The sequence below is a fragment of the Gammaproteobacteria bacterium genome (genome assembly GCA_015709635.1).
Classification (GTDB): Bacteria; Pseudomonadota; Gammaproteobacteria; order Burkholderiales; family Nitrosomonadaceae; genus Nitrosomonas.
Genome location: CP054180.1, coordinates 1852978 through 1865254, shown reverse-complemented (window position 1 = coordinate 1865254; position 12277 = coordinate 1852978). Strand labels below are relative to the sequence as shown.

The following is a 12277-nucleotide window of genomic DNA, read 5'->3' as shown; positions in this document are numbered from 1 at the left end:
TCGCCAAGGGGGACGTTATCGATAAATTTCCTCTGGTTGGCATCTATGGCGGGACATTCGATCCCATTCATTATGGCCATTTACGCATTGCGGAAGAACTGCTGGATAGCATCGGTTTGAAGCGCATGATTTTTGTACCATCGGGCGCTCCCCGTTTACGGGCGGCTCCTGCGGCGTCGAGAGGCCACCGGGCAGCCATGGTGCGGTTGGCGATTCAGGATAACAACCGGTTTACGCTGGATGAGCGGGAGATCAACCGTCCCGGTATTAGTACAACCGTGCAATCGTTGCGCGAATATCAACATGAGTTGGGCAATAAAGCCGCGCTTTGCTTTGTGTTGGGAATCGACGCATTTGTCAAAATCAATCAATGGTCTGAGTGGCGGGAGTTATTCAATTTATGTCATTTGATCATGGTGGCTCGACCAGGTTTTGTTTCGATTGGCGAAGAGAAAAATCTGCCGGCCGAGATACGCGAGGAATATTCTTCCCGCTGCGTTACGAGTACCAGCGATTTGGTACGGCAATCCAGCGGCTTTATTTATACCGCACATACTTCGTTGCTGGAAATATCCGCTTCACAAATACGATCGCTGATCAGCGCCGGAAAAAGCATACGCTATCTGCTTCCCGAAAGCGTTGCTGAATATATTAAATCCAATCGGTTATACACCGGAAATCTATGAACTCTGAGAAACTGGTACCTGTCACCGTCGATGCATTGGAAGAGATCAAGGCGCATGATATTGATGTCATCAATGTAGCCAAAATCACCTCGATGTTCGAATTCATTATTATCGCCAGCGCCGACTCGACACGTCAGACAAAAGCATTGGCTAATAATGTGCAAGAAAAAGTCAAAGCTGCCGGTGGGAAGGTTTACAGTGTGGAAGGCGAACAGACGGGAGAATGGTTGCTGGTGGATTTGGGCGATGTGGTTGTGCATATCATGCTGCCGGCGGTACGCGAGTATTACAATTTGAAAATGTTGTGGTCGGAGCGGAGTTAATGTGGCAAAGATGGCGCATTAATTTTCCTTGCATATGAAGTTTTTTATACTCGCGGTTGGCAACAAAATGCCGGATTGGATCAGGACGGGCTATCTTGAGTATATCAAGCGCATGCCGCATGAGATAACCGTCAATTTGATTGAAATCAAGCCGGAAAAGCGGAATGGCGGAAAACCCGTGGAGCAGCTCTTGCAGGCCGAATATCAACGGATTCGCGCGGCCTTACCGCCGAACTGCCATATGGTGGTTCTCGACGAGCAAGGGCAGCAATGGACGACGGTAAAATTTGCGGATGTCATTACGGAATGGATGCTCGCCAGCGATGCCGTTGTGTTTATTATTGGCGGTGCTGACGGTTTGCACGGTGATATCAAGCGAGCCGCAAATGCCATGATGGCGTTGTCGAAACTGACTTTGCCGCACGGCCTGGTGCGTGTTTTGTTGGCGGAACAAATTTATCGCGCCGTATCGATCAATAAGAATCACCCTTACCATAGAGCCTGAGTGAGATTGCGGAAAGATGAACACAGCTTTTCCAGTCATTTTCGATAACATGGCCAGGATGATTTAACCGCCCGAACGTATTGCGATTGTATAGACTGTGATGTTTTCTGAAAACCAAATATACCTTGCGTCAAGAAGCCCCAGAAGGCGTGAATTGCTGCGCCAGATCGGTGTGAAATTCAACTTGTTGATGATGCGCGAAACCTTAGGGCGTGCGGTCGATATTGATGAGCAACCGTTTGCTAATGAGATTCCTGCCGATTATATCTACCGTGTTACCCGTGCTAAGGCCGATGCCGGCTGGAAACGGATATTGCAGCGCCATTTGCCGATTCAACCCGTGTTAGCGGCGGATACCATTGTGACGATTGACGGGTGCATCCTCGGCAAACCGAAGGATAATGCACATGCCGAAGAAATGCTGAAAGTATTGTCAGGTCGCTCACATCAGGTTCTGACAGCGATCGGCGTTGGTATCAAGGATACGATACAAATGCGGCTATCGACATCGACCGTCCGGTTTCGTGAAATCAGTGAACGTGAGATTCGCCATTATCTGACCAATAATAATGTTCTGGACAAAGCAGGGGCTTACGCAATTCAAGGTATGGCGGCCGCTTTTATCGTTGAGATCTCGGGCAGTTATAGCGGCGTCATGGGGTTGCCGTTGTACGAAACGGCACAACTGCTGGAGGAGGCCGGTATAGCGGTTTTTCAATAGCGGTTAGTTTTTTATGATTGCGCGTTGTTTTGAAATTGAATCGCTACACCATGTTGTTGCATTACCGCGATGTAATTTTCAGCCGGCTTGATCGCTAACTTCAATACCCGTTTGTTTTAATAATAATTTTCCTGAATATGAATAATGAAATTCTTGTCAATATCACACCGCAAGAAACCCGGGTAGCGATACTGGAGCAAGGTGTGACGCAAGAGTTGCACATTGAACGGACCAGTGGCCGTGGCATTGTCGGGAATATTTATAATGGGCGTGTCAGCCGTGTTTTACCCGGTATGCAATCGGCTTTTGTCGATATCGGTCTTGACCGGGCTGCTTTTTTGCATGTAGCGGATATCCGCGACTCCGGTCAGGAGGGTGATGCTGCCAAGCCCATTGAGAAATTGTTATACGAAGGGAATAGCATCCTGGTGCAAGTGATCAAGGATGCAATAGGTACCAAAGGTGCACGGCTGTCGACACAGATAAGCCTGGCGGGACGCTTGCTGGTGTTTCTGCCGCAGGAGTCGCATATCGGCATTTCCCAGCGGATCGAAGATGACAGCGAACGTGAGCTGTTGCGTGAGAAGTTGCAGCATATTTTGCCCGCGGATGAGAAGGGCGGGTACATTATCCGTACCATGGCTGAGACCGCGAATGAAAGCGATTTGCGTGCCGATCTCGAATATTTGCACCGGCTATGGCGTGACATTCAACAGCAATCGATCACGATTGCAGCACCGGTTTTACTTTATCAAGACCTTGATCTTAGCCATCGTGTGTTACGGGATTTTGTCGACGAAAATACGGCTCGTATTTTCGTCGATTCGCGCGAGAATTATCAAAAATTGGTGCGGTTTGCGCAGAATTATATGACCTTTATTGCGGAACGCATCACACTGTACACCGGTGACCGTCCCTTGTTTGATTTACATGGTGTCGAAGAAGAAATTGAGAAATCTTTGGCGAAACGCGTCAATTTAAAATCCGGCGGCTATTTGATTATCGATCAAACCGAAGCATTGACGACAATGGACGTGAATACCGGGGGATTCATCGGTGTGCGTAATTTCGACGATACTATTTTTAAAACCAATCTTGAAGCAGCTCAGGTCATTGCAAGACAACTGCGTTTACGCAATCTCGGCGGCATTATCATCATTGATTTTATCGACATGGATTCGGAAGAACATAAAAATGCGGTTTTGGCTGAATTCAACAAAGCATTGTTGAAAGACCGTACCCGTATAACCGTCAATGGTTTCAGTGCGCTTGGATTGGTTGAAATGACACGTAAGCGCACGCGGGAAAGCCTGGCGCATGTGCTGTGCGAGACTTGCCCGACATGCCAGGGGCGAGGTGAAATCCGTACCGCACAAACGATTTGTTACGAAATATTGCGCGAATTGCTGCGGGAAGCCAGGCAATTTGAAGCAAATGAATTCCGCATCCTGGCGTCGCAACAAGTGATCGATTTATTTTTGGATGAAGAATCGCAAAGCTTGGCGCAACTAGGTGATTTTATAGCAAAACCCATTAGTCTGCAGGTCGAGGAGTCGTACACGCAAGAGCAGTATGATGTGATCTTGATGTAATAGTGCAGCACATTCCAATCCAATCGCGGCGGATTTTTTTCGGCTACTGAATAGCGGTATCTAATCCAAAGAGAATAAAGTTTGATTTCTGTTATCAGTAATCGGATATCTCTCAGCTTTGCCTTGATACCTCGTATCGATGTAATCAACAGCTTCTTAAAATACTCATCTATTTATATATTTTCAATGACTTATAAATAGATGTGTTCGTCATGTTTACACTTAGAACGACATAAGTAAAAAGTAGTATTACTAAACCGCATAAAGCGTGCGCTGGGTTCTCATAGCAATTTCTATTTCTACTTATCTAAGAAATTAATAAACTGTTCCTTAAAAAATATTAGTTCGTTTTTTTGAGACTAGAAGCAATTGGAGTTTTATCGGAGATTGATTCTTTCTGGTTGTATGCTATTGTATATATTATGCTTAATTGCGTGATGCAGTTTTTCTAGAATTGTTTTTCTCAGCAATTCAGGCAGAAATCATCTAAGTATTTTACTTATTATTTGTAATAAATCTTCCCGGTTGAAGTAAGGTTTTTGTCTTTTCTGATGCAATTCTATTGCCATTGTAATGTAATGGTTATGACTATATTGATTGGCGTTTTTACTCGTTAAATAATAATAGTTTTCCTAATATACATCGCAATAGTGAAGCGATAGGATTATTCCAAGCTTACATTCTTGAAGAATGTCTATCTCGAAAGCTGAAATAGAAAAATTTTGCGATCGTGGGAACAGGAATTACTGAGGGAATAACTGATTGCAGAATCATCATCTCTTTCAATGAGGAAAAGTTCTTCAACAAGCTAGTTGACTCCAAAAACTGAATTTACTTTTGGTTTTAGCAAAGAGAAAAGTTTTTGAAGTTTATCACTAATAGTTTACGAGAGAGAGGTAATTTATGGCGTCACGACTAGATGACGAATCAGCAGTCTCGCAACAGAAAAGTGCAGAGATTGTCAAGAAAGAAGGTTCGGCTGCTTTTCAGTCGCAATATTTTTTCCGTGATACTGCTGCGGGTTTAATAACTGGCGCAATGGCTATTCCATTAACGATTGGTATTGCGATCATGTCAAATTATCCGATCAAAGTTGGTTTGGCTACAGTTGCTTTTGCTTCTTTGATTGGATGGATAAATGCCTGGTTCAAACCGGGCAATTTTATTGGCTCTCCAGGTATTGCTGCGGGATTGGCACCGGTATTGGCGATGGGGGTGGCTGCTTTTGGTATCCAGAACATGGCATTCTGTATTTTTATGACTGCGATCATGCAGGGCATTATTTGGAGGTTTAATTGGCAGCGATACTTACTGGTTGCCGTTCCGGTATATCTGGTTGAAGGATTGTTAGCGGGTGTTGGGTTAAAGATTTTATTGAAATTTTCAGAGTTTACATACGAAATACCTGCAGAATCAGTGACGGAAGAATTCTGGAATGCGGCGCGCATTCAGATGGCTGCGATATCAGCGGGTGGTCTGGCTGTATTTTTGCTCCTGTTTTCTAAATTTAAGGATACACAACCAGCGATTCCTTATTTCGCCATTATTATCGGTGGCGTGATATTGGCGCAGTTTATTTCTGTACCGATGATTTCTGTGGAAGATGTTGAGCTGCAATTGAAATTACCGCTGCCAAGTGAAGATACGACAATCCTGATGCTGGCTTACATGATTTTCTTCTGCGCTATGTTAGCTATTGTGGACGTGATTGAGCAGGTGATGAGTAATGCAGCGATTGAGAAAATTGACCCATTGAAACGTAAGACCAATAGCAATAACAGTTTGCTTGCCATCTGGATTGCTAATATGGGTTCAAGTTTCTTTGGTGGTATGACCAACTTGGATGGCTTGGCAAAAAGTACTACCAATAAGCTGGCGGGTGCAATGACTAAGTTTTCGGTCTTGATTATTGGCACCGTTGTATGTTTCTTTACGTTTAATACACATTATCTGGATTATTTGCCGAAATTCGCTCTGGCGGCAATTATGCTGTTCACGGGTTATAAGATGATTGCTGGCTTAGTACATGTCACCCACTATGGTCCTTATGCATTGATATTGGCAATTTTGACAGCGGGCCTGGTTTATAAAGTTGGTATCTTTGAAGGTTTATTGATTGCAATGGCGATACATGGCCTTGTTCATTATCTGGTTTATACCAAACATGAGAATATGCCAGGAAGGTCAGTAGTTAAACGGTATTTCGATAATTTGAAAAAAGATAACAGTAATTTGCAGTAAGAATAAGTAGGAGCGTTGCTGTGGCATAACCTTTGTGCGCAGTTGTTTGCAAAAGGAAAAGCATCAAAGCATTACTTAAAGCGTACCGAAATTACATTGAGGAGAATTTATCATGTTAAAAAAATTATTAATTTCTGTAATTAGACAATATTTTGTTTATTTGAAGAAAGAACACAGCAACAATCTGCAAGCAAAAATGCCGTCGCATAATTTATCGTGAACTGGTTTGTGCTTTAGACTTTTTTAATAATCAACCAGGAACTCAGTTAGAGAAATTATATGTATAAACAGATAATGGTTGCTGTTGATGGCAGCGAGATAGCGAAGCAGGCGTTAGCAGAAGCGATAAATATTGCCAACACCTACAATGCGGCATTATGCATTGTTCATTGTGTCGGTGATGACAATGAAGCTAACAAAAATAAAGGTCAAGAGATTCTAGAGCAAGCCAAATCCGAAACTGATGTATTGAGTGTCGAAACTCGTCTTCTTAAAGCTGAAGCTGAGTATGGTTTGAATGGCATTGCTGAAGCTATCGCTGCCGCTGTTTATGATTGGAAGGCAGATTTATTGGTTGTAGGAACATCGAATCGTCGCGGATTAGAGCGTTTCTACGTAGGCTCGGTTGCAGAGCAGTTAGTCACTAAAATCGATTCTTCAGTACTGTTGGTTCGCTCAAAACAAAGCTAGATGTTGAATTTGCTTGTTTTAGGTAACAAATAGTTTATTGAATGAAAATAGATTAAGTGTGCATAAGATTTTTAAATAATTAAATTTCACAATCAAGGAGATTGTTATGTCAATAAAACAAATATTTGTTGTTTCAATTGTCGCCATTGGAATGAGTTTGCTATCGATGTTCGAATTAACAAGACATGTTTTTAATTGGATCATTACCGATGGCCAATTAGGATTGGCATTTTTTATAGCTTATATAGTAATTGCTTTAAAATTTGGCAAACCTGCGAACAAAGGAAAATATGCAACTGGATATCAACCATCTCTGAACAGAAACTAACCATTTTCTAATAATTTTTATTATAAGTAACTGTTTCAAAGAGAATTTTTGTTATTTTATATTTTTTTGTCTTACCTGTTAATATTTACAATCCCTATTTATTGTAAATGGACCGCTTAACCCAAGCATTTTTAGAGCAAAAATTTTGTGATAAGAATGTCACAATGATCCTGGAGATCGTGGGCGTGTTGAATTGGGTTCTATGTAAATCTTTGAAATAAGTTTCCTCTATTTCAATTAAGCTTTCATAGGGTGTTTCCTCCACCGAACCTCCGCCGGTTCGGTGGTTTTTTGATCTTTTCGGATTCAATTGAGTAACCTCCAGGATTCGCTCCCTAGCAACTTTGCTCTAGGCATTACTCCGCCTGATCTGCTTTAAGATATAGATCTGAGTTACTCTTTAAGATGATCGGTGTGTAGTTCATTTTTGCAATCTCCAATCTCAGTTGGCTGATCAAAGAAACTGGGTGTTGCTGAATTCCTTCTTTCTTGATCTTCATGATATGCAAGATTGCACTTCATTCCAGAATTCATCGATTATCACAACTATTTCAATCAATTGGGAGGCGGTAGTGAAATGCTGCCTTCTTGCTTGAAAATGTCACGTTGCTAATTGATTGTGGATTACTCTATTGTTGCTGTGAGATCCAGCGTGTTGCATAGCGAATCAGATCAGCACCATCTTTCAGGTTTAATTTCGACCGGATATTAAAACGGTGTGTATCGATTGTTTTAATACTGCGACAAAGCATTTGGGAAATTTCGTGACTATTGTGTCCTTGCCCGATCAGGTGTAATACCTCAAGCTCGCTGGACGTAAGCGTGTTGATCAAATGCTCCGGTTCAGAGCTTTTCATGACCATTCGCTTCAATAGTTTTTTGTGCATTTGCTTGCTGAGATAAACGTTGCCTTTTAGAACCTCACGGATGGCTTCAAGCATGGCTTCGCCGGGTTCGTGCTTCATGACGTATCCCAGCGCTCCAGCACGAAGAGCCCGTTCAGCGTAAACCGATTCATCATGCATGGAGATGAACAGAACCGGCAGATCCGGAATCAACGCATGGATACTTTTGATGACTTCAAGTCCGGATACCGTCTTGAGGGTTACATCTAATAAAATAATATCAATCGGATTATTTTTCTTTATGATTTCCAGCGCCTCAGCCCCATCCCCAGCTTCGGCAAATACTTCCATATCCGGTTCCATATTGATGAGCATGGCAAGGCCATGCCGCAACATGGCATGATCATCTACGAGCATTACTTTTGCTTTCTTTGTCGACATTTTTAGTGATATGTGTTTTTAAACGAACTTCCGTGCCGCCTTCTTTGCGCGCTAAAATTTCCAGCTTTGCACCCAATTCCTTGGCACGGTATTGCATAATTTTAATACCCATTCCCGGTGTTGACGGTTGATTGATATCAATTCCGGTAAAACCGCAACCATCATCACAGATAGACAAACACAGCATTTTCTCATCAGACATTAAGGAAATGGTTAGATGTTTTGCCTTGCCGTGCCGGATTGCATTGTTTGCTGCTTCTTGAGTGATTCGGTACAAGTTCAGTGCCGTACTGTTATCGTTGATAATATTAATATTATTCCAAGAAAAATCACAATCGATATTATACGTTGTAGAGATTCTGGTGGCTAAGGTTTGCAATGCTTGGATCAAACCATTGGCTTCCAGTTCAAACGGCAGTAATCCTTGCGCAAGTTGCTTGATATGAATGACGGCTGTCTGGGTTTGAGTGGCAATGGATGCTGCCAATGTTGCTAAGTTCTCATTGCCATTTACCGAATTGGAAATTTTCTTTTCGAGCACTCTGGCTTGATAGCCGATAGCCGCTATTTGCTGGCCGACATTATCATGCAATTCTTGTCCGATCGTATGTGCTTGTTCCTCAGCAACCGATACCAATGCTTGTTCCAAATGTCTCAGCTCAAGCCAGCTTTCCAAATCATTGGCAATCGCACTGACAAGTTTTTGTTCTTCCGGTAAATAAGAAGGTTTCTCTTCTGAGTAAAAAATACTTAAATGGCCGCACTCTATTCCATTGATAAGGATTTTGGATTGTAAAACCGGCTTGCTTTTGTATATTTCCTGATCGAGTTCAAGTCCAGAAAGATTTGAATCCGTTTTGCTATCGGCGTGCGGCTGATTTACATGATTCTGGTTCTCATTTCCTGAAGTAAAATGTTTGTCGTTAACGTCGATGACCGCAGTGGCAATTTCCGGATATTGCAAGGCAGGTATTAAGTATTTGAATATACTAAAGCAGACATCTTCTAATGAAAGCTCCACTCCCATACTACGCCGTATTTCATACAAACAGGTGATCTCTTTCAGGCGGGCATGCAACAGCTCATCGACTTGTTTGCGTTCCAGCCATAACGCCAGATCACTCGTGATGGCATTGATCAGCCTTTGTTCTTCCATTATTAAAAATGGCTTGTCCTTAGGGTAATAAACACTTAAATGGCCGCAAGCCTTACCATTAATACGGATTTCAGATGTCAATTCGTGAGTAAAATCCCTCGTCTGAGGTACGGAGGAAGTGTGTTTCCCATCGAGATTGATTGTGATCGAGGTGTATTCCGGGTGCTGCATTGCAGGTATTAAAAACTTAATAATATTCTGGCAGGCTACCTCTACCGATAATTCAAGTCCGAGACTGCGGCGAATCTCATAGAGACATGTGATTTCTTTTAAACGTTCTCGTAACTCACTTTCCTTGCGACTTAATTCTATCGAGTATTGTTCAGCCGTCTCTTTAGCTTGCCGGGCTTCTTTTTCTGATTGGATGAGCTTGCGCACAAACCAGTTCAATAACAATATTTCAGCGCTAATCAGTGTCGCCAGATAAACAATGATATCTTTCAGTTTTTCATTAACCGGCTTGAATAATTCCTCCTCATCCAGCTTAAGGATCATGGTAAGACCGATGGAGTGTAATGAAGCATAGGTTTCGATTACTGGAACTTGACGATAATCGAAAGTAGCCACTACGCCACTTTTCTTGTCAAGCGTATAATTTTTTGACGGTATGTTTTCATCAGGAGCTAGATGCTTGAATTTGACGCCATCAATCTGGCTGATCAAGCAAGCCATTTCATGCTTTCCCTTTTCCGGTTTTGCGCATAAGATGAATTCACCCGTTTCACCGATCGATCGCATTCCTCTAAACCGGCGCGTTACTTGCGGTAGTTTGACTTGGGTTGTGATACTGCCAATGTGGCGTTTATCTTGATCAAGCACATCATTGGTGGTGTGAAGAATAAGCTCTTCATCCCATATCAAGAGCGTATCCTTGTTTAACCGGAGCACTTTTTTACTTTTAGAAAATTGACCAACTTGTGACAGTGTTTTACCTTGCTTGTCATGAACGACAGCCGCCGAAAAGCCTGCTTCGGGTAATGAGTTGATATTTCGCACAAGATCGTGCAATGCATTATGGTTGTCCGGTTCGGTGCTGAGTTGTTGCATTGACTGAACGATAAACGGGCGCAGCGACAGCGCACGGGTATCGGCCAATCCCTTTTCAATTTGCGATTCCAATAAATGCGCTTTTCCTTGCAAGGCGACAGCCAGTCCTCTACCCAGCACGGATTCAATTTCTTGTCGCATGGCGGTATACACGGTAATACCGGTGGTCAGCGTTAGTCCCAGCAATAATAAGCCGCCTATAATGCTGATCTTGCGATCATCGCGCGTCAAAGACAAGTTACTCTCCTTGATTGAGGTGAATGAATTCAATTAAGTATATTAGAAATGAAGAATGTTCATTGAAATTTTGGCAAGCGGATCTTGCATATAACTTACAAGCGATCGATCGGTGTCATAGGCTTCCTCATTGCGCTATAATCCCCCGTTTAATCCATCAACTGATCAAAAAATGTTGCAGGGTATTAATCTCGCATGTGTTCGCGGTGATCGCGAGCTGTTTAGAGATGTCAATTTTTCACTAGAGGTGGGCGGTTTAATGCAAGTGCGCGGTCCAAACGGCAGCGGCAAAACCAGTTTGCTGCGCATGCTCTGCGGTTTGTCCAATCCTGCTGCCGGTGAGATTCGATGGAGCGGTACTTCGATTCGTACCTTGGATGGCGAATATTATAGTGCTATGACCTATATAGGACACTTGAACGGTACCAAAGATGATTTAACGGTTATCGAAAACTTGCGCATTTCAAGTGCACTAGCAGGTTTTGAAATTAGCGCTGATCAGGCGAATGAAGCGCTGAATTATATTGGATTGCGCGGCAGAGAGGCGTTACCGGTCAAGGTGTTGTCGCAAGGTCAACGGCGTCGCGTCGCACTGGCACGTTTGCTGGTGTGCAAAACACCTCTATGGATTCTGGATGAACCATTGGTCGCATTGGATGTGGCGGCGGTAAAATTGATTCAAGAGCTGCTGGAACGGCATTTGCAGGAAGGCGGCATGGTGGTGATGACCACGCATCAGGAGATTGATATTACGGCAGTATCAACAACCCAGTTGCACTTGGCTTGATCTATTTATGTGGATAATTAAACGCGATCTTCTGCTGGCAGCGCGGCGTCAATCCGATGTGCTGACCACGCTATTTTTTTTCATCATTGTCGTCAGTCTTTTTCCGCTCAGCGTGGGACCGGAAATGAATATGCTGCGCACCATGGCACCCGGTGTGGTGTGGGTGGCGGCTTTGCTGGCTTCGATGTTATCGCTCGGGCGGATGTTTTCGAATGATTATCTGGATGGCACATTGGAGCAGATGCTGCTATCACCGCAATCGTTATCGCTGTTGGTGCTGGGAAAAGCTTTTGCACACTGGCTGGTAACCGGTGTGCCGCTGGTATTGATGGCACCGGTTTTGGGTATTCAATATGATTTGCCGGCAGAAGCCTTGCTTGTGTTAACCGCGGCTTTATTGCTGGGCACCCCGGTTCTGAGTCTGATAGGCGCTATCGGTGCGGCACTGACATTAGGATTGCGAGGCGGTGGCGTATTGGTTTCGTTACTCGTTCTGCCTTTATATATTCCAGTGCTGATTTTTGGGGCGGGTGCTGTGGAAGCCGACATGTCCGGAGTGGGGTTTGACGCGCACTTGTCATTGATCGGGGCATTTCTGCTGGTTTCTGCTGTTTTCGCACCTTGGGCGGCTGCTTCGGCCTTGCGTGTCTCGCTGGAATAAGGCGGATTTTAACACTG

General features: G+C 43.6%; 12 protein-coding genes. 10 read left to right on the top strand and 2 right to left on the bottom strand.

Features of this window, described 5'->3' with window-relative positions; translation table 11 throughout:
- The first annotated feature begins 17 nt into the window (after positions 1–17).
- From nadD to HRU78_08765, 8 genes are all read left to right on the top strand, one after another.
- A complete protein-coding gene (nadD, locus tag HRU78_08800; protein QOJ24985.1) occupies positions 18–686 on the top strand; it encodes a nicotinate-nucleotide adenylyltransferase in 669 nt (222 codons plus the stop codon).
- Positions 683–1009, top strand: coding sequence for a ribosome silencing factor (rsfS, locus tag HRU78_08795; protein ID QOJ23738.1), 327 nt, complete (start codon positions 683–685; stop codon positions 1007–1009). The genes nadD and rsfS overlap by 4 nt, the downstream gene beginning before the upstream one ends.
- Positions 1010–1043: 34 nt before the next feature.
- Positions 1044–1514: a 23S rRNA (pseudouridine(1915)-N(3))-methyltransferase RlmH gene (gene rlmH / locus HRU78_08790; protein ID QOJ23737.1), complete on the top strand. Its 471-nt coding sequence runs from the start codon at positions 1044–1046 to the stop codon at positions 1512–1514.
- A gap of 100 nt (positions 1515–1614) precedes the next feature.
- Entirely contained in the window at positions 1615–2235 is a 621-nt protein-coding gene (gene maf, locus HRU78_08785; GenBank protein ID QOJ24984.1) for a septum formation inhibitor Maf, read from the top strand.
- 137 nt (positions 2236–2372) lie between these two features.
- A complete protein-coding gene (rng, locus tag HRU78_08780) occupies positions 2373–3827 on the top strand; it encodes a ribonuclease G (protein ID QOJ23736.1) in 1455 nt (484 codons plus the stop codon).
- 903 nt (positions 3828–4730) lie between these two features.
- Entirely contained in the window at positions 4731–6068 is a 1338-nt protein-coding gene (locus tag HRU78_08775; GenBank protein QOJ23735.1) for a SulP family inorganic anion transporter, read from the top strand.
- Between the two features lie 294 nt (positions 6069–6362).
- Positions 6363–6758: a universal stress protein gene (locus HRU78_08770; GenBank protein QOJ23734.1), complete on the top strand. Its 396-nt coding sequence runs from the start codon at positions 6363–6365 to the stop codon at positions 6756–6758.
- A 106-nt stretch (positions 6759–6864) separates the two neighbouring features.
- On the top strand, positions 6865–7086 hold the full coding sequence (locus HRU78_08765) for a hypothetical protein (GenBank protein QOJ23733.1): 222 nt from the start codon (positions 6865–6867) through the stop codon (positions 7084–7086).
- Between the two features lie 629 nt (positions 7087–7715).
- Here HRU78_08765 and HRU78_08760 read toward each other — a convergent pair.
- Together HRU78_08760 and HRU78_08755 are read right to left on the bottom strand one after the other, a co-directional pair.
- Positions 7716–8372 (bottom strand): response regulator transcription factor, encoded by a 657-nt coding sequence (locus HRU78_08760; GenBank protein ID QOJ23732.1) that lies wholly within the window; start codon positions 8370–8372, stop codon positions 7716–7718.
- A complete protein-coding gene (locus HRU78_08755) occupies positions 8335–10200 on the bottom strand; it encodes a histidine kinase (protein ID QOJ24983.1) in 1866 nt (621 codons plus the stop codon). Before HRU78_08755 ends, HRU78_08760 begins: the two co-directional genes overlap by 38 nt.
- 784 nt (positions 10201–10984) lie before the next feature.
- Between HRU78_08755 and ccmA the strand changes: the two genes are divergently transcribed.
- Both ccmA and ccmB read left to right on the top strand, forming a co-directional pair.
- Complete coding sequence (gene ccmA, locus HRU78_08750; GenBank protein ID QOJ23731.1) at positions 10985–11599, top strand: cytochrome c biogenesis heme-transporting ATPase CcmA; 615 nt, start codon at positions 10985–10987, stop codon at positions 11597–11599.
- Positions 11600–11606: 7 nt separating this feature from the next.
- Positions 11607–12260: a heme exporter protein CcmB gene (gene ccmB, locus HRU78_08745; protein ID QOJ23730.1), complete on the top strand. Its 654-nt coding sequence runs from the start codon at positions 11607–11609 to the stop codon at positions 12258–12260.
- Positions 12261–12277: the final 17 nt, after the last annotated feature.

Bases quoted from the DNA above. Each gene is read 5' to 3' on its own strand.
- rsfS (QOJ23738.1), top strand. From the start codon at position 683: ATGAACTCTGAGAAACTGGTACCTGTCACCGTCGATGCATTGGAAGAG.
- rlmH (QOJ23737.1), top strand. From the start codon at position 1,044: ATGAAGTTTTTTATACTCGCGGTTGGCAACAAAATGCCGGATTGGATC.
- maf (QOJ24984.1), top strand. From the start codon at position 1,615: ATGTTTTCTGAAAACCAAATATACCTTGCGTCAAGAAGCCCCAGAAGG.
- rng (QOJ23736.1), top strand. From the start codon at position 2,373: ATGAATAATGAAATTCTTGTCAATATCACACCGCAAGAAACCCGGGTA.
- HRU78_08775 (QOJ23735.1), top strand. From the start codon at position 4,731: ATGGCGTCACGACTAGATGACGAATCAGCAGTCTCGCAACAGAAAAGT.
- HRU78_08770 (QOJ23734.1), top strand. From the start codon at position 6,363: ATGGTTGCTGTTGATGGCAGCGAGATAGCGAAGCAGGCGTTAGCAGAA.
- HRU78_08765 (QOJ23733.1), top strand. From the start codon at position 6,865: ATGTCAATAAAACAAATATTTGTTGTTTCAATTGTCGCCATTGGAATG.
- HRU78_08760 (QOJ23732.1), bottom strand. From the start codon at position 8,372: ATGTCGACAAAGAAAGCAAAAGTAATGCTCGTAGATGATCATGCCATG.
- HRU78_08755 (QOJ24983.1), bottom strand. From the start codon at position 10,200: ATGGCTTGCTTGATCAGCCAGATTGATGGCGTCAAATTCAAGCATCTA.
- ccmA (QOJ23731.1), top strand. From the start codon at position 10,985: ATGTTGCAGGGTATTAATCTCGCATGTGTTCGCGGTGATCGCGAGCTG.
- ccmB (QOJ23730.1), top strand. From the start codon at position 11,607: ATGTGGATAATTAAACGCGATCTTCTGCTGGCAGCGCGGCGTCAATCC.